The 18,970-nt window shown below is 67.5% G+C and carries 20 protein-coding genes and 1 pseudogene; 12 read left to right on the forward strand and 9 right to left on the reverse strand.

Annotation, left to right across the window (positions count from 1 at the left end; genetic code table 11):
• Positions 1-24 precede the first annotated feature (24 nt).
• The 9 genes and pseudogenes from QTI17_RS09295 to QTI17_RS09335 all read left to right on the forward strand — a co-directional run bounded on the left by QTI17_RS09295 (position 25) and on the right by QTI17_RS09335 (position 6,094).
• The gene (locus QTI17_RS09295) at positions 25-1,200 is read left to right on the forward strand and encodes an ABC transporter substrate-binding protein (protein ID WP_286532573.1); all 1,176 of its coding nucleotides are present in this window, start codon (positions 25-27) and stop codon (positions 1,198-1,200) included.
• A 27-nt stretch (positions 1,201-1,227) separates the two neighbouring features.
• The gene (locus tag QTI17_RS09300) at positions 1,228-2,100 is read left to right on the forward strand and encodes a branched-chain amino acid ABC transporter permease (RefSeq protein ID WP_286532576.1); all 873 of its coding nucleotides are present in this window, start codon (positions 1,228-1,230) and stop codon (positions 2,098-2,100) included.
• Positions 2,100-3,071 (forward strand): branched-chain amino acid ABC transporter permease, encoded by a 972-nt coding sequence (locus QTI17_RS09305; protein ID WP_286532578.1) that lies wholly within the window; start codon positions 2,100-2,102, stop codon positions 3,069-3,071. The genes QTI17_RS09300 and QTI17_RS09305 overlap by 1 nt, the downstream gene beginning before the upstream one ends.
• Positions 3,068-3,826: an ABC transporter ATP-binding protein gene (locus tag QTI17_RS09310; protein WP_286532580.1), complete on the forward strand. Its 759-nt coding sequence runs from the start codon at positions 3,068-3,070 to the stop codon at positions 3,824-3,826. Before QTI17_RS09305 ends, QTI17_RS09310 begins: the two co-directional genes overlap by 4 nt.
• Positions 3,819-4,523 carry an ABC transporter ATP-binding protein gene (locus tag QTI17_RS09315; protein WP_286532582.1) on the forward strand — a complete coding sequence of 235 codons (705 nt, stop codon included), beginning with the start codon at positions 3,819-3,821 and terminating at the stop codon, positions 4,521-4,523. The genes QTI17_RS09310 and QTI17_RS09315 overlap by 8 nt, the downstream gene beginning before the upstream one ends.
• 51 nt (positions 4,524-4,574) lie before the next feature.
• Positions 4,575-4,976 carry an SRPBCC family protein gene (locus QTI17_RS09320; protein WP_286532584.1) on the forward strand — a complete coding sequence of 134 codons (402 nt, stop codon included), beginning with the start codon at positions 4,575-4,577 and terminating at the stop codon, positions 4,974-4,976.
• Positions 4,977-4,988: 12 nt separating this feature from the next.
• Positions 4,989-5,084 (forward strand): annotated as a pseudogene (locus QTI17_RS35220) (DUF6429 family protein); the annotation flags it as partial.
• A 109-nt stretch (positions 5,085-5,193) separates the two neighbouring features.
• Positions 5,194-5,502 carry a FitA-like ribbon-helix-helix domain-containing protein gene (locus tag QTI17_RS35030; RefSeq protein WP_353506698.1) on the forward strand — a complete coding sequence of 103 codons (309 nt, stop codon included), beginning with the start codon at positions 5,194-5,196 and terminating at the stop codon, positions 5,500-5,502.
• Between the two features lie 112 nt (positions 5,503-5,614).
• A complete protein-coding gene (locus QTI17_RS09335; protein ID WP_286532588.1) occupies positions 5,615-6,094 on the forward strand; it encodes a type II toxin-antitoxin system VapC family toxin in 480 nt (159 codons plus the stop codon).
• Here QTI17_RS09335 and QTI17_RS09340 read toward each other — a convergent pair.
• On the reverse strand, positions 6,091-6,708 hold the full coding sequence (locus QTI17_RS09340) for an NAD(P)-dependent oxidoreductase (protein WP_286532590.1): 618 nt from the start codon (positions 6,706-6,708) through the stop codon (positions 6,091-6,093). The two genes, QTI17_RS09335 and QTI17_RS09340, sit on opposite strands and share 4 nt — an antisense overlap.
• Positions 6,709-6,805: 97 nt before the next feature.
• On the opposite strand from QTI17_RS09340, the gene QTI17_RS09345 reads away from it, so the two are divergent.
• Positions 6,806-7,765 (forward strand): LysR family transcriptional regulator, encoded by a 960-nt coding sequence (locus tag QTI17_RS09345; RefSeq protein WP_286532592.1) that lies wholly within the window; start codon positions 6,806-6,808, stop codon positions 7,763-7,765.
• Here the strand turns inward: QTI17_RS09345 and QTI17_RS09350 are convergent.
• The 4 genes from QTI17_RS09350 to dnaG all read right to left on the reverse strand — a co-directional run bounded on the left by QTI17_RS09350 (position 7,710) and on the right by dnaG (position 14,737).
• Positions 7,710-8,837 carry an HPP family protein gene (locus QTI17_RS09350; protein WP_286532593.1) on the reverse strand — a complete coding sequence of 376 codons (1,128 nt, stop codon included), beginning with the start codon at positions 8,835-8,837 and terminating at the stop codon, positions 7,710-7,712. The genes QTI17_RS09345 and QTI17_RS09350 overlap by 56 nt on opposite strands.
• A 4-nt stretch (positions 8,838-8,841) precedes the next feature.
• Positions 8,842-10,080 carry a multidrug effflux MFS transporter gene (locus tag QTI17_RS09355; protein ID WP_286532596.1) on the reverse strand — a complete coding sequence of 413 codons (1,239 nt, stop codon included), beginning with the start codon at positions 10,078-10,080 and terminating at the stop codon, positions 8,842-8,844.
• 89 nt (positions 10,081-10,169) lie between these two features.
• Positions 10,170-12,479: an RNA polymerase sigma factor RpoD gene (gene rpoD / locus QTI17_RS09360; protein ID WP_286532598.1), complete on the reverse strand. Its 2,310-nt coding sequence runs from the start codon at positions 12,477-12,479 to the stop codon at positions 10,170-10,172.
• Positions 12,480-12,778: 299 nt separating this feature from the next.
• Entirely contained in the window at positions 12,779-14,737 is a 1,959-nt protein-coding gene (gene dnaG / locus QTI17_RS09365) for a DNA primase (RefSeq protein ID WP_286532600.1), read from the reverse strand.
• An 81-nt stretch (positions 14,738-14,818) separates the two neighbouring features.
• Here dnaG and QTI17_RS09370 point away from each other — a divergent pair, with 81 nt between their 5' ends.
• Complete coding sequence (locus QTI17_RS09370) at positions 14,819-15,823, forward strand: YihY/virulence factor BrkB family protein (RefSeq protein ID WP_286532602.1); 1,005 nt, start codon at positions 14,819-14,821, stop codon at positions 15,821-15,823.
• Between the two features lie 190 nt (positions 15,824-16,013).
• On the opposite strand, the gene QTI17_RS09375 is transcribed toward QTI17_RS09370, so the two are convergent.
• Both QTI17_RS09375 and QTI17_RS09380 read right to left on the reverse strand, forming a co-directional pair.
• Positions 16,014-16,772: a 3-hydroxyacyl-CoA dehydrogenase gene (locus QTI17_RS09375; protein WP_286532604.1), complete on the reverse strand. Its 759-nt coding sequence runs from the start codon at positions 16,770-16,772 to the stop codon at positions 16,014-16,016.
• A gap of 143 nt (positions 16,773-16,915) precedes the next feature.
• Positions 16,916-17,473 (reverse strand): phasin family protein, encoded by a 558-nt coding sequence (locus tag QTI17_RS09380; RefSeq protein WP_286524543.1) that lies wholly within the window; start codon positions 17,471-17,473, stop codon positions 16,916-16,918.
• 235 nt (positions 17,474-17,708) lie between these two features.
• Here QTI17_RS09380 and QTI17_RS09385 point away from each other — a divergent pair, with 235 nt between their 5' ends.
• Positions 17,709-18,146: an acyl-CoA thioesterase gene (locus QTI17_RS09385; protein WP_286532606.1), complete on the forward strand. Its 438-nt coding sequence runs from the start codon at positions 17,709-17,711 to the stop codon at positions 18,144-18,146.
• A 69-nt stretch (positions 18,147-18,215) separates the two neighbouring features.
• Here the strand turns inward: QTI17_RS09385 and QTI17_RS09390 are convergent, their stop codons facing one another.
• Both QTI17_RS09390 and QTI17_RS09395 read right to left on the reverse strand, forming a co-directional pair.
• On the reverse strand, positions 18,216-18,617 hold the full coding sequence (locus QTI17_RS09390; protein ID WP_286532608.1) for a hypothetical protein: 402 nt from the start codon (positions 18,615-18,617) through the stop codon (positions 18,216-18,218).
• Between the two features lie 38 nt (positions 18,618-18,655).
• Positions 18,656-18,889 (reverse strand): CsbD family protein, encoded by a 234-nt coding sequence (locus QTI17_RS09395; protein ID WP_286524538.1) that lies wholly within the window; start codon positions 18,887-18,889, stop codon positions 18,656-18,658.
• Positions 18,890-18,970: the final 81 nt, after the last annotated feature.

Below are 18,970 nucleotides of genomic sequence, written 5' to 3' on the forward strand. Positions count from 1 at the left end.
TTCCACTGAAATAGGAGAGTTCCCATGCTTCGTCGCCATCTCGTCCAGGCCGCCAGCCTGACCGCCATCGCGCTGGCCTTGCCGCTGGCCGCCCAGGCACAGGACAACACCTTCAAGATCGGGATGATCCTGCCGATGACCGGCCAGTCGGCCTCGACCGGCCGCCAGATCGAAGCCGCCGCCAAGCTCTACATGGCCCAGCATGGCGACACGGTCGCCGGCAAGAAGGTCCAGCTGATCGTCAAGGACGACACCGGCCTGCCCGACGTCACCAAGCGCATCGCCCAGGAGATGGTGGTGAACGACAAGGTCAACGTGCTGGCCGGCTTCGGCCTGACGCCGCTGGCGCTCGCAGTGGCGCCGATCGCGACCCAGTCCAAGACCCCCGAGATCGTCATGGCCGCGGCCACCTCGAGCATCACCCAGGCCTCGCCCTACATCGTGCGTTCCAGCTTCACGCTGCCGCAGGCCGCGGTCGCGATGGGCGACTGGGCACCCAAGAACGGCATCAAGTCGGTGGTCACGCTGGTGGCCGACTACGGTCCGGGCAACGACGCCGAGAAGTTCTTCGCCGAGCGCTTCGAACTCAATGGCGGCAAGGTGATCGAGAAGCTGCGGGTGCCGCTGCGCAACCCCGACTTCGCCCCCTTCCTGCAGAAGGTGCGCGACGCCAAGCCCGATGCCCTGTTCGTCTTCGTGCCCTCGGGCGCCGGCGCGGCAGTGATGAAGCAGTTCCTGGAGCGCGGCATGGACAAGGCCGGCATCAAGATGATCGGCACCGGCGACGTGACCGACGACGACCAGCTCAACGACATGGGCGAAGGCGCGCTCGGCGTGGTCACCTCGCACCACTACTCGACGGCCCATCCCTCGGCGATGAACAAGAAGTTCGTGGCCGACTTCGAAGCCGCCAACAAGAACATGCGGCCGAACTTCATGGCCGTCGGCGGCTACGACGGCATGCGCATCATCTACGAGGCGCTCAAGACCACCAAGGGCCAGGGCGGCGGCGATGCGCTGCTGGCCGCGATGAAGGGCCAGGTCTTCGAGAGCCCGCGCGGCCCGGTGCTGATCGATGCCCAGACCCGCGACATCACGCAGGACATCTACCTGCGCAAGGTCGAGAAGAAGGACGGCCAGCTCTACAACATCGAGTTCGACGTCATCAAGTCCGTCAAGGACCCGGGCAAGTCCAAGTAAGCCAGACGAAGGATTCCGGACAGCCGCATGTTGACCATTCTCTTTGACGGCATTGCCTACGGCATGCTGCTGTTCGTGCTCGCGGTCGGCCTGGCCGTGACGCTGGGGCTGATGAACTTCATCAACCTCGCGCACGGCGCCTTCGCGATGGCCGGCGGCTATCTCACGGTGTTCGCGATGCAGAAGCTCGGGGTGCCGTTCCTGCTGTGCCTGCCGCTGGCCTTCCTGGTGGTCGGCGCAGCGGGGGCGCTGCTCGAGCGCACGCTCTACCGGCCGATGTACGGCAAGTCGCACCTCGACCAGGTGCTGTTCTCGATCGGGCTGGCCTTCATGGCGGTGGCGGCGGTCGACTACTTCGTCGGCTCCTCGCAGCAGAACATCCACCTGCCCGAGTGGCTGCGCGGGCGCACCGAACTCGGCGATGGCGCCTTGCTGCTGGGCATGGGCCACTACCGCATCTTCATCATCGCGGTCTGCACCTTGCTCACCGTGGTGCTGCAACTGATCCTGTCCAAGACCCGCTTCGGCAGCCGGCTGCGCGCGGCGGTCGACGATCCGCGCGTGGCGGCCGGGCTGGGCATCAACGTCAACGTGGTGTTCCTGCTGACCTTCGCGGTGGGCTCGGGTCTGGCGGGGCTGGGCGGTGCGCTGGGCGCCGAGATCCTCGGGCTCGATCCGACCTTCCCGCTCAAGTACATGATCTATTTCCTCATCGTGGTCTCGGTCGGCGGCACCTCGTCGATCACCGGGCCGCTGCTGGCCGCGCTGCTGCTCGGCATCGCCGACGTGGCGGGCAAGTACTTCATCCCGAAGATGGGCGCCTTCACGGTCTACCTGCTGATGATCCTGATCCTGATGTGGCGACCACAGGGCCTGTTCACGCGCAAGGGGGGCAAGTGATGGACTTCCGCCAACCCTTGCTGGAGAAGGCGCGCTGGCGGCCGTGGGAATACGCGCTGTGGGTGGTGGCCTTCGCGCTGCCGCTGCTGGTGCCGTCGCATGCGCTGATGATCAATGAGATCGCCATCGTCGCGCTGTTCGCGATGTCGCTCGACCTGATCCTCGGCTACACCGGCATCGTGTCGCTGGGCCACGCGGCCTTCTTCGGCTTCGGCGCCTATACGGCGGCGTTGTTCGCCAAGCATGTGATGCCCGATCCGACGATCGGCTTGGTGGTGGCCATCGCGCTGTCGGCGGCGCTGGGCGCCGTGGCCAGCGTCACGATCCTGCGCGGCAGCGACCTGACGCGCCTGATGGTCACCCTGGGCACCGCGCTGCTGCTGCTCGAGCTGGCCAACAAGCTCGACTGGCTCACCGGCGGCGCCGACGGGCTGCAGGGCGTGGTGATGGGGCCGGTGCTGGGCGTCTTCGACTTCGACCTGTTCGGCCGCACCGCCGCCTGGTATTCGCTCTCGGTGCTGCTGCTGCTGTTCCTCTTGATGCGCCGGCTGGTGCATTCGCCTTTCGGCGCCACGCTCAAGGCGATCCGCGACAACCGGCTGCGGGCGATGGCGATCGGCATCCCCGTGGTGTCGCGGCTGGCCGTGATCTACACCGTGGCGGCGGCCGTGGCGGGCGGCGCGGGCGCGCTGCTGGCCCAGACCACCGGCTTCGCCTCGCTCGACGTGCTGGCCTTCGACCGTTCGGCCGACGTGGTGCTGATGCTGGTCATCGGCGGTGTCGGCTGGCTCTACGGCGGCATTGCCGGCGCGATCGTCTTCAAGCTGCTGCAGGACACGCTGTCGACCGTCACGCCGCAGTACTGGATGTTCTGGATCGGCCTGATCCTGGTGCTGCTGGTGCTGGTCGGGCGCGACCGGCTGCTCAAGCCCTGGACCTGGTTCGGCGCTCGCAAGGCGGTGAAGCCATGAGCGACATCGTGCTGTCCGCCACCGGCCTCGTGATGCGCTTTGGCGGCATCACGGCCACCAACAACGTCACGCTGAACCTGCGGCGCGGTGCCCGCCATGCCCTGATCGGCCCCAACGGCGCCGGCAAGACGACCTTGATCAACCTGCTGACCGGCGTGCTCACGCCCACCGAGGGCCGCATCGTGCTGGAGGGCGAGGACATCACGCGGCTGGCGCCGCACCGCCGGGTGGCGCGCGGCATGGTGCGCACCTTCCAGATCAACCAGCTGTTCGACTCGATGACGCCGCTGGAGACGCTGGCGCTGGTGGTCTCGCAGCACAGCGGCGTGGGCGCCCAGTGGTGGCGCCCGTTGGGCTCCTCGACGGCGGTGGCCGAACGGGCCGGCCAGCTGCTGGAGCAGTTCCGCCTGGCCGACGTCGCCGGGCAGCAGACCCGCCATCTGGCCTACGGCAAGCGGCGGCTGCTCGAGATCGCGATCGCGCTGGCTTGCGAGCCGCGCGTGCTGCTGCTCGACGAGCCGGTTGCAGGGGTGCCGGCCGGTGAACGCGAAGAGCTGCTCGAGACCGTGGCGGCGCTGCCGGCCGACGTCTCGGTGCTGCTGATCGAGCACGACATGGACCTGGTCTTCAGCTTCGCCGACCGCATGACCGTGCTGGTCAACGGCACGCTGCTGACCGAAGGCGATCCGGACACGATCGCCAACGACCCGAAGGTGAAAGAGGTCTACCTGGGCCATGGAGCCGCGCATGTCTGAACTGCTGCGCATCGAGAACCTGAGCGCCGGCTACGGCGAGGCCGTGGTGCTGCACGACGTCGGGCTCGCGCTCGGCGAGGGCCAGACGCTGGCGCTGCTGGGCCGCAACGGCACCGGCAAGACCACGCTGATCAACACGCTGGCGGGCGCGACGCGCCAGCACGGCGGCAGCATCACGCTAGGCGGCACGGCGCTGCACAAGCTGTCGCCGCACCTGCGGGCGGCGGCCGGCATCGGCTGGGTGCCGCAGGAACGCAACATATTCAAGTCGCTGACGGTGCACGAGAACCTGACGGCGGTGGAGCGGCCGGGCCGCTGGAATCCGCAGCGGGTCTACGAGATGTTCCCGCGGCTGGCGGAGCGCAAGGGCAACCTGGGCACGCAGCTGTCGGGCGGCGAGCAGCAGATGCTGGCCGTCGGCCGCGCGCTGGTTCTGAACCCGACCCTGCTGCTGCTCGACGAGCCGCTCGAGGGACTGGCGCCGATCATCGTCGAAGAGCTGCTGCGGGCGATCCGCCGCATCACCCGCGACGAAGGTCTGGCGGCGATCATCGTCGAGCAGCATCCGCAGGCGATCCTCGCGATCTCCGACGAGGCGGTGGTGCTCGACCACGGCACCGTGGTGCATGCGGACCACGCGGCCAGCCTGCGGGCACAGCCCGAGGTGCTGGAGCGGCTGCTGGGGGTTGGTCGATAGGGCGCATCGGCCTAAACTCACGGGCCCTTGTTGCCGGTGAAAGGGTCGAACATGGCATCGATTCGACAGGAAATCCAGGTCGCGGCCCCGGCCGAGAAGATCTGGGACGCGGTCCGCGACGTCGGCGAAATCCACCGCCGGCTGGTGCCGGGTTTCGTCACCGACTGCAAGCTCGACGGCGATGCCCGCATCGTCACCTTCGGCAACGGCGTGGTGGCGCGCGAAGTCATCGTCGACCTCGACGACGCGGCGCGCCGCGCCGTCTGGTCGGCCAGCGGCGGCCGTCTCACGCACCACAACGCCTCGCTGCAGGTGTTCGCCGAAGACGCGGGGCACAGCCGACTGGTCTGGATCGCCGACCTGCTGCCGCACGAGATGAAGCCGGCGATCGCGGGCATGATCGCCGAGGGGCTGAAGGCGATGAAGAGGACCTTGGAGAACCCCGGCATCTGACAGGAGAAGATCATGGAACTCGATGTGCGCGCCATCGACGAAACCGTGCTGGCGCTCCTCTATCTGACCCTGCATGAACGGAATCGGGCCTGGAAAGGCCATGAATGGGGGGGCGGCGGTCTGACGGAGGCCTGCACGGGCGCCCCTGGAACCGTGGCGAGTCGGTGCTAGCAATGAAAGCAATGACTACAATCGGGTTCCACGGGAGGAACGCGCGATGGCAACCCTGACGATTCGCAATCTGGAGGATCCGCTCAAGAGCCGGTTGCGTCTGCGTGCGGCGGCCCGCAACCGGTCGATGGAAGAAGAGGCGCGTCAGATCCTGAGGGCCGCGCTGCAGGAGTCGCCGCAGCCGTCGCTGGATTTGAGCGCCCGCATTCGCTCTCGATTCGCGACCCTGGGCGATGTTCAATTGCCCATCGAGGCCAGGGCTCCGGTGCGCCCGCCGCCCGACTTCGGCGACGAGGCAGCCGCGTCCGCGCCGAGCAAACCAAAGCCCGCCCCTGCGCCCCGGAAACGACGATGAGCCGCCCGGCCGCTCAGAAGGCGAATGCCGCAGCGCTGCTGCGCAGCAGCTTTTCGGCGAGCCGGAGTCTCGCTCCAAAGAAGTCCAAAGCGCCGCTCTGCGAAAGCGCTCGATGAGCACGCTTCTCGACACCAACGTCCTGTCGGAACTCTTGCGGGCGACCCCCGACCCGGGCGTGCTGAGATGGTTCGAAGCCCAACCGGCCGACACCCTGTTCGTCAGTTCGATCACGCAGGCGGAAATGATGCTTGGGGCGCGACTGTTGCCTGCAGGCAAGCGGCGTGCGGCGCTCGAAACCGCTGTTCGGGCGATGTTCGACGAGGATTTTGGGGGGCGCATACTGCCGTTCGACCCCTCGGCAGCTTGGGTCTACGCCGATATCATGAGCGCGCGGCGGGCTGCCGGTCGTCCCATCAGCCAGTTCGACGCTCAGATCGCCGCGATCGCGAGGCACCATGGTGTCCAGTTGGCGACTCGGAACGTCACCGATTTCGAGGGCTGCGGGCTCCTGGTCGTCGATCCATGGAAGTCGACATCCGGGGTCGGCAGCCGCTTGAACATGCCGACCCGCCCGCCCCGTCCGCCCCTCTAGTACCCCACCGTGAAACGCTGACGCGGATGCTTCGGGGACTCGATCTCGTCGGCCATCGCGATCGCGTAGTCCTCCATCGAGATCCAACTCTTGCCGCCGGCGTCGTTCAGCAGGCTGTTGCCGCCGACGCGGAACTTGCCCGTGCGCTGGCCCGGCTCGAAGATCGCCGAGGGCGACAAGAAGGTCCAGTCCAGGTCCTTCTCCGCGCGCAGCGCGGCCAGCATCGCGCCACCGGCGGCGGCCTCGGCCTTGTAGGCGTCGGGGAAGCCGGGCGCGTCGATCAGCGCCGCGCCGGGCGCGACCTCGAGACTGCCCGCGCCACCGACCACCAGCAGCCGCGGCACGCCGGCCTGCCGGGCGGCGGCGATCAGGGTCGCGGCGTCCGTGCCGCCCGCGAAACGGGTCGCGCTCACGAGCACGTCATGGCCGCGCAAGAGCGGCACCAGGGCGTCGAGCGCTTTCGCGTCGGCGGCGTGGAGGCTCAATCCGGGGCGGGCGTCGACGCCGTCGACATGGCGGGCGACGCCGGTCACGCTGTGGCCGCGCGCCAGCAGTTCGTCGGCGATGCGGGAGCCGGCGCGGCCGGTGATCCCGAGAAGGGCGATCTTGCTCATGGGTGTTCCTTGGGTGGTGTTGCCCGTATCGTATGTTTCTCTATCCGATCGAAAAACCGCGTAGCATGCAATGGTTTGTTGCTTGATTCGATCGAATATGGACCGCATCGTCGCCGCCGAGGTTTTCGTCCGCATCGCCGAGCGCGGCAGCATGACCGCGGCCGCCGAGACGCTCGACATGTCGCGCGCCATGGTGACGCGCTATCTTGCGCAGATGGAGCAGTGGGCCGGCGCCCGGCTGCTGCATCGCACGACCCGGCGCCTCAGCCTCACCGAGGCCGGAGAAGAAACCCTGGCGCGCTGCCGCCGCATGCTCGAGGTCGCGGCCGAGATGGCGACTGCCGCCAGCGCCTGCGCGGAAGAACCGCGCGGCCTGCTGCGGGTGGCCTGCGCGCAGTCGCTGGCCCAGGACGTGCTCGCCTCGGCGGTGGCCGACTACCTGCGCCGCCATCCCCGGGTGGCGATCGACCTGCACATCGACGCCCGGCCGGTGAACCTGATCGAGGAACGCATCGACCTCGCGATCCGCATCACCAACGATCTCGATCCGAACCTGATCGCCCGGCCGTTGGGCCGGTGCGACTCGGTGGTCTGCGCCTCGCCGGCCTACCTGGCGGCCCACGGCGTGCCGGCCAGCGTGCAGGACCTGGCAGGGCACAACTGCCTGACCTATTCCTACTTCGGCAAGAGCCTGTGGCAGTTCGAGCAGGGCGCCGAGCGCATCGCGGTGCCGGTCAGCGGCAACCTGAGCGCCAACGAATCGCAGGTGCTGCTGGCCGCGGCCATCGAGGGCGCCGGCATCGCGATGCAGCCGGCCTACTCGGCCCGCGGGCCGATCGCCCAGGGCCGGCTGGTGGCGCTGCTGCCCGACTTCGAGCCGCAGGGCCTGGGCGTCTACGGTGTCTACGCGTCGCGGCGCCAGATGCCGGCGTCGCTGCGGACGCTGCTCGATTTCCTGGTGGCGCGCTTCGCCGAGCCGGCCCACTGGCCGCCCGGCGGGGTCAGTTCTCCGGCCCGACCGCGCGGTAGAGCGCGCGCACGAAATCCGACTGCGTGATCATCCCGGCCAGGCGGCGCTCGGCGTCGATGATCGGGATGTGGTGGTGGCCGCCTTCGGAGAACAGCGGCACCAGTTCGGCCAGCGGCCGGTCCTCGCTGGCCACGCGCACCTGGCGCGTCATGATCTGGCCCACCACCTCGGGCTTGTTCGACATCACGCTGCGGGTCGCGCGGATGAAGTGGCGCAGCCGGCCGCCGATGCCCTCGTGGTGCTCCAGGTCGATCTGGCGGAAGAAGTCGGCCTGGGTGACGATGCCGACCACCCGGCGCGTCCGGTCGGTCACCGGCAGCGCCTTGATGCGGCGCTCGTGCATCAGGGTCCAGGCGTCCTGCAGGGGCATGCCGAACTCGGCCACCACCGGGTCGCGCGACATGATGTCGGCGCAGCGCACGGTGCCGAGCCGCCGGTGCCAGGATTCCAACTCGGTCTGCCGGATCAGCGATTCGAGGTCGTCGCGGCTGATGTCCAGCACCTGGTTGTAGCGCGCCAGCACGGCGTCGATGTCGGCCGACATGGCGCCCGCATCGGCCCCGGGCGGGCGCGGCGGCGCCAACTGCAGGTGCGGATAGCGGCGTCCCGTCAAGCTGTTGTAGACCACGCCGGCCAGCACCAGCAGCAGCGAATCGGCGAACACCGGGAGGAAGGCGAAAGGCAGCTCGCCGGTGTGGGTCAGCACGGCCAGCAGCGCCACCGCGCCGCCCGGCGGATGCAGGCAGCGCATGGCGAACATCAGCCCGATCGCCAGGGCGGTCGCCAGCGCGCCGGTCCAGACGGCGTCGGGCAGCCAATGGGCGCAGGCAACGCCGACCAGGGCCGCGAGCGTGTTGCCGCCGATCACCGGCCAGGGCTGGGCCAGCGGGCTGGCCGGCAAGGCGAACACCAGCACCGCGCTGGCGCCGAGCGGGGCGATCAGCCAGCCGCTGCCGCCGGCCAGCCATTCGCAGGCGAGGCCGGTGAACAGCAGGCCGATCGCAGCCCCCACGACCGCGCGCAGCCGTTCGCGCCCGTCGACGACGGTGGGCCCGGGCAGCCAGGCGCGGGCGAAGCTTCGCAGATCGAACGACCGCATCGCGTCAGGCCGCCTCGCCGGCGACCCGGCGACCGATCTCGGGCCAGCGCCCGTGCAGCCAGGCCCAGGCCACCAGGCCGACGCCCAGCATCAGCAGCGAGGTGGCGGCCAGTGCCAGCGTGGAGTGCATCACCAGCGGCGCGACCACGCCGGCGACGATGCCGTTGGCGGTCGAGCCGATGACCGCCTGCAGCGACGAGGCCATGCCGCGGCGGTCCGGGTGCAGGTCGAGCACCAGCAGGGTCACGACCGGCACCATCAGTGCCCAGCCGAAGGCGAACACCGCCAGCGGCCACAGCGCCCAGGCGGCATGCGGGGTGAAGAGTGCGTTGGCGGCCACGTTCAGGATCGAGGTCGCCAGCATGATCACGAAGCCGTCGCGGATCTGCCGCTTCGGCGCCACCTTGCCGGCCATCCGGCCGCTGGCCCAGGCGCCGCTCATGATGCCGCCGATGGTCAGGATGAAGAACCAGAAGAACTGGGTCGGCGCCAGCGCCAGGTGCTCGCCGAGGAAGGCGGGCGCGGCCAGCACGTAGAGGAACATGCCGTTGAAGGGCACGCCGCTGGCCAGCGCCAGCAGCAGGAAGCGCGGGTCGGAGCAGAGGTCCCAGTAGCCGCGCATGAGATGCCGCACCTCGAAGGGCTGGCGATGGTCCTTGTGCAGCGTCTCTGGCAGCAGCTTGAAGTTGGCGACCCACAGCACCACGCCGACGCCGACCAGGAACCAGAAGATCGCGTGCCAGCCCAGGTGCACGAACAGGAAGCCGCCGACGATCGGCGCGATCGCCGGCGCGATGCCGAAGTAGATCGTCACCTGCGACATCACCTTCTGCGCCTCTGCCGGCGGGAACATGTCGCGGATCACCGCCCGCGAGACCACGATGCCGGCGCCGGTCGACAGGCCCTGCAGGGCGCGGAACAGCACCAGTTGCCCGATGGTCTGCGACAGCGCACAGCCCAGCGATGCGACCGTGAACACCGCCAGCCCCCACAGCACCACCGGCCGGCGGCCGAAGCTGTCCGACAGCGCGCCGTGGAACAGGTTCATGAAGGCGAAGCCGAACAGGTAGGCCGACAGCGTCTGCTGCATCTCGGCGGGCGTGGCGCCGATCGAGCGCGCGATGCCCGAGAAAGCCGGGATGTAGGTGTCGATCGAGAACGGACCCAGCATGCCCAGCACCGCCAGCAGCACGGCCAGCGCCCAGCGCGGCGCGCGCCAGAGTTTGTCGGCTTCGGGGTTCATGGGCGGCGGCTCCGGTGGATTCTTGGTGTTCTTGGAAAAAAGAAGGGCGCCCGAGGGCGCCTTCTTGTCGTCTGCTTGCGAGTGCGCGCTTACAGAGTGTCGATGAAGCTGCGCAGCTTGTCCGAACGGCTCGGGTGCTTGAGCTTGCGCAGCGCCTTGGCCTCGATCTGGCGGATGCGCTCGCGCGTGACGTCGAACTGCTTGCCGACTTCTTCCAGCGTGTGGTCGGTCGACATCTCGATGCCGAAGCGCATGCGCAGCACCTTGGCTTCGCGCGGCGTCAGGCTGTCGAGGATGTCCTTGACCACGTCGCGCAGGCCGGCCTGCATCGCGGCCTCGATCGGCGCCGTGTTGCTGCTGTCCTCGATGAAGTCGCCCAGGTGCGAATCGTCGTCGTCGCCGATGGGGGTTTCCATCGAGATCGGCTCCTTGGCGATCTTCATGATCTTGCGGATCTTGTCTTCCGGGATCTCCATCTTGGCGGCCAGGATGCTGGCGTCGGGCTCGAAGCCGAACTCCTGCAGATGCTGCCGGCTGATGCGGTTCATCTTGTTGATGGTCTCGATCATGTGGACCGGGATGCGGATGGTGCGCGCCTGGTCGGCGATCGAGCGGGTGATCGCCTGGCGGATCCACCACGTCGCGTAGGTCGAGAACTTGTAGCCGCGGCGGTATTCGAACTTGTCGACCGCCTTCATCAGGCCGATGTTGCCTTCCTGGATCAGGTCCAGGAACTGCAGGCCGCGGTTGGTGTACTTCTTGGCGATCGAGATCACGAGGCGCAGGTTGGCCTCGATCATTTCCTTCTTGGCATCGCGCGAAGACGACTCGCCTTCGTTCATGCGCTTGTTGATGTCCTTCAGCTGCGTCAGCGGCACCACCACGCGCGACTGGATGTCGGTCAGGCGCTGCTGCAGTTCCTGCACCGGCGGGATGTTGCGCGCCAGCACGGCGCTCCAGGGCTTGCCGGCGGCGGCCTGCTTCTCGACCCACTTGAGGTTGAGCAGGTTGGAGGCGACGCGGTTGCCGTTCTTGTCGTAGCCGCTGAAGTCGCGGATGAACTCTTCCTGAGGGAAGCCGCACTTGTCGACGATGATGCGGCGCAGCTCGCGCTCTTTCTTGCGGACGTCGTCGACCTGGGTGCGCACCAGGTCGCACAGCTTCTCGATCGTGCGGGCCGTGAAGCGGATCGTCATCAGCTCTTCGGACAGGGCGTGCTGCGCCTTCTCGTAGGCCGGCGTGCCGTAGCCTTCCTTGTCGTAGATCTTGTGGACCTTCTCGAACAGCACGGCGATGCGGTCGAAGCGTTCGAGCGCGTCGCGCTTGAGTTCTTCGAGCTTCTTGGTCAGCGCCTTGGAGCCGCCCTTGCCGTCGTCGTCGTCTTCCTCGTCGAATTCGTCGAAGTCTTCTTCGGCCACGTAGTCGTCGGCCTCGTTGGGGTTCGAGAAGCCGTCGACGATGGTCGAGATGACGACCTTGCCGTCACGGATTTCCTGGCCCAGGCGCAGGATCTCGGCGATCGTGGCGGGCGAGGCCGAGATGGCTTCCATCATCGCCATCAGGCCGCCTTCGATGCGCTTGGCGATCTCGATTTCGCCTTCGCGCGTGAGCAGCTCGACCGTGCCCATCTCGCGCATGTACATGCGCACCGGGTCGGTGGTGCGGCCGAATTCGCTGTCGACGGTCGACAGGGCGGCTTCGGCTTCTTCTTCGGCTTCCTCGACCGTGGTGGCGGTCGGGGCGGTGTTGTTCAGCAGCAGGGTCTCGGCGTCGGGGGTCTGCTCGTAGACGGCCACGCCCATGTCGTTGAGCATCGTGACCACGACTTCCATGGTCTCGGCGTCGACCAGCTTGTCGGGCAGGTGGTCGGAGATTTCGCCGTGCGTCAGGTAGCCGCGGGTCTTGCCCAGCGTGATCAGGGTCTTCAGGCGCGAACGGCGCTTGGCCAGGTCTTCTTCGGACAGCACGGTCTCGTCGAGGCCGAATTCCTTCATCAAGGCCCGTTCCTTGGCCTTGCTGATCTTCATGCGCAGCGGCTTGACCTTTTCTTCGGTCGTGGTCGCTGCCGGCTCCTCGCCGGCCAGGTCGTCCTCGATGTCGGACAGATCGATGTCGCTGCCCGCCGATTCATTGCCGGCCTTCGGCTTGCGGCCGCGCTTGGCGCCGGTGGTGGTGCCGGCGGCCTTGGGCGGACGGCCCACCTTCTTGGCGGCGGGCTTTTCGATGGTGGGATCGGCGGAGAGAGTCGTTTTGGTGGGCACGGTTTTCACTTTCGTTGCTGCTGACGCCTTGGAGGCGACGGCACCCGTCTTGGTTGCCTGCAGCGCGGCGGTCTTCGACGGTTTTTCTGCAGCGGGCTTCTTGGCAGCGGACACGGCAGGCTTCTTTGAACTGGGCATACGACCTCGTACAACAAGATGGACCAAGCGGAATCACACGCGCCTCGAAACCCGGCGCAGGCAGGAGCACAAACACTGAGGCTGGGGGAGCGCGAGCCCCCGGCAGCCGTCAAAAGGCAAGATGTCGGGCGAACATTTGGTGTGCAGTCCTTGCGGTGTATTGACCCTTTTCCCATCGGGAAGTGCATTGCGCTTGGGGTCGGCCCGGAGGTGCTGCTGTCGCTCTTGCCTATTTTTGCTTCAACCAGACGCCCTCGAGCGTCTGGCTAAGCCTTACATTATAGCGCGCTGCCAGTTTTTCAAGCACTGTTTGTGCTCGGCCTGAGGCGATTTCGCAACTCCAGCCGGCGCGCTTCGAGCGCCTTGTAGCGTTCCAGCGCCCGCGGATCGCTGCCGACCGCCGCGATCGCCTCGCTTTGCTGGGCTTTGAGCAGGTCGTCCAGCATGTAGTCGAGCACGTTGCGCAGTTCGCGGGCCGCATCGGCCGCCTGCTCGCCCTCGGCATCGCCGATCGGACCGCCGTCCGGGCCGGTCATGACCCGCACCGCCAGCGCTTCGAAGCTCAGGCCGCGCAGGCCCTCGCGCAGCGCCGCCCAGGGCTGGATCCCATGCTCGTGCCCCTGGCTGTCGAGCCAGGCGAACAGCTGGCCGTGCTCGCCGGGCAGGTCGCAGAGCAGGGCGTGCAGCTCGTGCGACAGGGCTTCCCATTCGGCCGGATTCGACAGCACCAGCCGCGCCGCCACGTCGGCCCGGCTGGTCGGCAGCCGGCGGCCGCCCGGGGGCGGGCGGGGAGGTGGCGGCTGGCGGAACGACTTGAAGCGCTTTTTCTCGGAACCGCCGCGCGCCTGTTCGTCGAACCACTGGTCCCGGCTGGCCCAGTCCTCCTCGGTCATTTCGGAGGCGACCGGCGCGCTGGCCCGCGAAAGCGCCGGGGCTGGCGGGCGCGGCGCCGCCGGCGTCCAGAGCTCGGCCAGCTCCTGGGTGCCGAGCTGCGCGAGGGCGGCGATCTCGGCCAGCAGCTGGCGCTTGAGTGCGCCTTCGGGCAGGGCGCTCCAGAGCGGGCGGGCATTGCTGGCCATGTGGGCGCGGCCTTCGGCGGTCGACAGTTCGCAGCCTTCGCGGGCCGCCTCGATCAGGAAGCGGCTCAGCGGCGTGGCTTCGGACACGAAGCGGGCGAAGGCGTCGGCGCCGAACTCGCGGATGAAGCTGTCGGGGTCGTGCTCGGCCGGCAGGAACAGGAACTTGATGCTGCGCACGTCGGTGGCGTAGCTCAGGGCGCCGTCGAGCGCCTTGCGGGCCGCCCGCCGGCCGGCGGCGTCGCCGTCGAAGCTGAAGACCACCGATTCGGTGAAGCGGAACAGCTTCTGCACGTGCTCGGGCGTGCAGGCGGTGCCGAGGGTCGCGACCGCGTTCGGGAAGCCCAGCTGCGCCAGCGCCACGACGTCCATGTAGCCCTCCGTGACCAGCGCGTAGCCGCGGTCGCGGAAGGCCGCCCGGGCTTCGTAGAGCCCGTAGAGCTCGCGGCCCTTGCTGAACACCGGGGTCTCGGGCGAGTTCAGGTACTTGGGCTTCTCGTCGCCCAGCACCCGGCCGCCAAACCCGATGCATTCGCCCTTGACGTTGCGGATAGGGAACATCACGCGGTCGCGGAAGCGGTCGTAGCGCTTGGCTTCGCCGCCTTCCTCGGCCTCGCCGACGATCACCAGGCCGCTCTCGGCCAGCAGCGGGTCGTCGTAGTCGGGGAAGACGCTGGCCAGCGAGCGCCAGCCGGCCGGCGCGTAGCCGATGCCGAACTGCTTCGCGACCTCGCCCGAGACGCCGCGGCCCTTGAGGTAGTCGATCGCGCCGGGCGATTGCCGCAGCTGCTTGCGGTAGGCCTCGCCGGCCTTCTCGAGCACCTCCGACAAAGTGGCTTGCTTCTGCCGCTGGCCGGCGGCGCGGGCCCGTTCCTCGGGCGAGGCGTCGTCCTCGGGCACCTGCAGGCCGTACTGGCCGGCCAGGTCGTGCACCGCCTCGACGAAGCCCATGCCGGCATGCTCCATCAGGAAGCCGATCGCGTTGCCGTGCACGCCGCAGCCGAAGCAGTGATAGAACTGCTTGGTCGGGCTGACCGAGAAGGACGGGGATTTTTCGCCGTGGAAGGGGCACAGGCCCATGAAATTGGCGCCGGCCTTCTTGAGCTGGACATAGCGTCCGACGATTTCCACCACGTCCGCGCGTGCGATCAGTTCCTGGATGAAAGAAGCGGGGATGGTCATGTAGGCTCGGAACTCCAAATGATACGCAAGCCGTCAGGCCCGCGCCGGGCCCACGAACCGCCGATGGCCCGAAAGCACCGAATGATCCGCCGTTCCCTCACCCACCCGATCGGCCCCGTGCTGCGCCACCCCCTGCGTTTCATCTGGCAGGCGCTCAAGAGCTTCAAGGCCAATCAGGGCCTGCTGCTCGCGGGCGCGGTGGCCTACTACGCGCTGCTGTCGATCGTGCCGCTCCTGATCGTCAGCGTCATCGCGCTGTCGCATTTCGTCGACCAGGCGGCGCTGCTGAGTGCGGTCGGGCGCTACCTGGCCTGGCTGCTGCCCGGCCAGTCGCAGGCGATCGTCGGTGAACTGTCGAACTTCCTGACCCATGCGGAGGTGCTCGGCCCGGTGCTGCTGGTGACGATGATCTTCTTCAGTTCGCTGGCCTTCACGGTGCTCGAGGGCGCGATGGCAGTGATCTTCCACCACCGCAAGGCCGAGCATTCGCGGCACTTCCTGATCTCGGTGGTGATGCCCTACATCTACATCCTGTGCCTGTGCGTGGGCCTGATGCTGGTGACCCTTGTGACGGGCGCGCTGCAGGTGATCGGCGAGGAAAGCGTCGAGCTGCTCGGCTACAGCTGGTCGCTGTCGGGCGTCTCGGGCGTGCTGCTCTACCTGCTCGGGCTGGGCGGCGAGATCTTCATGCTGACCTCGCTCTACCTGGTGATGCCGGTCGGCCGGCTGCGCCTGCGGCATGCCTTGATCGGCGGCGTGACCGCCGCCTTGCTGTGGGAGGTCACGCGCCGGGTACTGGTGTTCTATTTCGCCACCCTGTCGCAGGTCAACGTCGTCTACGGCTCGCTCACCACCGCGATCGTGGTGCTGCTGAGCCTGGAGATCGCCGCCACGCTGGTGCTGTTCGGCGCCCAGGTGATCGCCCAGTTCGAGCGCCTGGAGCGCACCGGCAGCCTGAAGCCCGACGAGGCTGCTGATGGTGCCCTCGGCGGCCAGCCACCGGACGAGAGGGGCCACCCAGGCCGGCGCCGGGCCGCCCCAAGGCGGCCTGCGGCCCCCTCGGGGGGCAGCGACTACACGAAGTGAGGGAGCGTGGGGGCCAGTCAGGCCGGCGCCGGGCCGCCCCAAGGCGGCCTGCGGCCCCCTCGGGGGGCAGCGACTACACGAAGTGAGGGAGCGTGGGGGCCAGTCAGGCCGGCGCCGGGCCGCCCCAAGGCGGCCTGCGGCCCCCTCGGGGGGCAGCGACTACACGAAGTGAGGGAGCGTGGGGGTCAGTTCAGCGGGGCGCCAAGCGGATCGCGCCGTCGAGGCGGATCACCTCGCCGTTGAGCATGTCGTTCTCGATGATGTGCTTGGCCAGCTTGGCGTAGTCCTCGGGCGTGCCCAGGCGCGAGGGGAAGGGCACGCTGGCGGCCAGGGCGTCCTGCACCTCCTGCGGCATGCCGAACAGCATCGGCGTGCCGAAGATGCCGGGGGCGATCGTCATGTTGCGGATGCCGCTGCGCGCCAGGTCGCGGGCGATCGGCAGGGTCATGCCGACCACGCCGCCCTTCGAGGCGCTGTAGGCGGCCTGGCCGATCTGGCCGTCGTAGGCCGCCACCGAGGCGGTCGAGATCAACACGCCGCGCTCGCCGGTGGTCTCGGGCTCGTTCCTGGCCATCGCGTCGGCCGCCAGTCGGATCATGTTGAAGCTGCCGATCAGGTTGACCGTGACCGTCTTGCTGAACACCGCCAGCGCGTGCGGGCCGTTCTTGCCGACGGTCTTCTCGGCCGGCGCGATGCCGGCGCAGTTGACCAGGCCGACGAGCTTGCCGAACTGCAGCGCGGCTGCCACCGCGGCCTGGCCGTCGGCCTCCTGGCTGACATCGCACTTGACGAAGACGCCGCCGATGTCCTTGGCGACCGCTTCGCCCTTGTCGGCCTGCATGTCGGCCACGACCACCTTGCCGCCGTTCGCTGCCAGCATCCGCGCCGTGCCTTCGCCCAGGCCCGAAGCGCCACCCGTCACGATAAAAACCTTGCCGTTGATTTGCATGCCGATCTCCAAATGGTGTGGCGGCCATTATCGAAGACCCGATCGGCCATAAAAAAAGGCCCCGTCCGGAGACGGGGCCCTGAATTGGATCCCGAAGGACCCAAGGAGACAATCGCGGCCCGTTCGCAGCGGGCCTGAAATGCTTAGCGCTTGCGCGTGGCGGTCTGGGCGGTGCTCTTGGCGGCGTTCACGGCGGTGGTCTGCACGGCCTGGAAGTTGGCTTCGGCGACGTCCGAGGCTTGCTTGACAGCCTTTTGCACCGATTCGAAGGCGTTGTTGGCGGCAGCCACGGCGCTCTTCATGACGGCGACGGCGGTTTCCGAGCCGGCCGGGGCGTTCTTGGCGGCGCTGTCGACCAGGCCGACGAAGGCTTGCTGGGCTTCAGCGGCCTTGACTTCGAAAGCCTTGGTGAACTCGGCGCTGGTGCCTTGGGCGATGTCGTACAGGTGACGGCTGTAGGCAGCGGTCTTTTCGGCCAGGGGCTGGAACAGGCTGGCTTGCAGCGTCAGCAGCTCTTGCGCATCCTTGACGCTCAGCAGAGCCTGGCTGGTGCCGGCGGCTTCGGTCAGGGCGGCCTTGGAAGCGGTCACATTGAGTTCGACCAGCTTTTCGACGCCTTCGAAGGCCTTGGTGGTCAGGCCGAACAGGGTTTCGAGGTTGGCTTTTTGCGAAGAGATGATTTGGTCGGCGGTGAGGGCCATGGTGGTGCTCCAGTTGAATTGAAAATGTTGATTCACGCTTGAGCTGCCCCTTCACTTATGTTGCGGTGCAGCATGGCCTCAAGTATAGGCAGCCACGCGTTCTGGACAAGGGGTTTTTATTGCGCTGCAGCAATTTAGAACGTGTTTTCTAAAACTTGTCCATGGGAATGTTCCGAAGGCGTTGCATTCCATTTCCGCCAGGATCGCCGAGACGGCGCTGGCAGAATGCCGCGCCATGAGCGCTGTTCGACCGACCCCCCAATCCCGCAGCGGCTACCGCTGCTTTCGGCGCATCCAGACGCGCTGGGCCGACAACGACATGTACGGCCACGTCAACAACGTCGTCTACTACGCCTGGTTCGACACGGCGGTGAATACGCTGCTGATCGAGCGCGGGGCGCTCGACATCCACCAGGGTGCGACGATCGGCTTCGTGGTGGAGACCCAGTGCCACTATTTCGCCCCGCTGGCTTTCCCTCAGACCGTCGAGGCCGGCATCCGGGTGGCGCATGCTGGCAGTTCCAGCGTGCGCTACGAGATCGCCCTGTTCGCCGAGGGCGCCGAGACGGCGGCGGCGCAAGGGCATTTCGTCCACGTGTATGTCGACCGCGAAACTCAGCGGCCGGTGAAGCTGCCGGCAGCCCTGCGAGCCGTGGTGGACGAACTCAAATAGCGAAACCCCCTGCCAGTGCTCCCGGCAGGGGGTGGGTGGCTACCAAAGATCAGCCAGCCCGGAGGCGCATTACATCTTCATGGCCTTGATCTCGGCCTTGCCCTTGGCTTCATCGGCCTTGGCCTGCTTCTCGCAAGCGCTCTTGGCATCGCTCTTCAGGTCGTCGCACTTTTCCTTGGCGACTTCGTAGTTGGCCTTGACCTTTTCTTCGGCCACGTTGCGGGCGTGCGCCGGGCTCGGCTTGTACTGCTGTTCGAGTTCGGCCTTGGCGACGTTTTCATGTCCCTTGGCTTCCTTCTCGCAGACGTCCTTGGCGTTGTCCTTCAGGGTGTCGCACTGGGCCTTGGCGACCTTGTAGTCGGCCTCGATCTTTTCCTTGGCGACCTTGTATTCGTCCTGCGTCATCGCGCTGGCCTGGCCGGCGACGAAACAGGTGGACGCGATCGCAAGCATGAGCAGATGTTTTTTCATTTCGATTCTCCAGAGTTGTGATGGGGTGGGGTGGGACGTCAGACGCGTTCCATCCAGATCGCGGCGGGGGTGCGGCCATCGCGGCGTTCCCAGTCGGCGACCTGCTTTTCGGCTTCATCGCGGCTGATGCCGTGACGCTCCTGGATGCGACCGAGCAACTGGTCGCGCTTGCCGGCGATGACGTCGAAATCGTCGTCGGTCAGCTTGCCCCATTGCTCCTTGATCTTGCCCTTGAACTGCTTCCAGTTGCCTTCGACGGTGTCTTTGTTCATGACGTATCTCCTTCAGCTTCAGATGGTTGCTCGCCGGTCGCATCGCTTGCTGGCCGGCGTGGAGACACTGTCGCGTGGGGC

The sequence above is a fragment of the Variovorax sp. J31P179 genome (assembly GCF_030316985.1).
Classification (GTDB): domain Bacteria; phylum Pseudomonadota; class Gammaproteobacteria; order Burkholderiales; family Burkholderiaceae_C; genus Variovorax; species Variovorax ginsengisoli_B.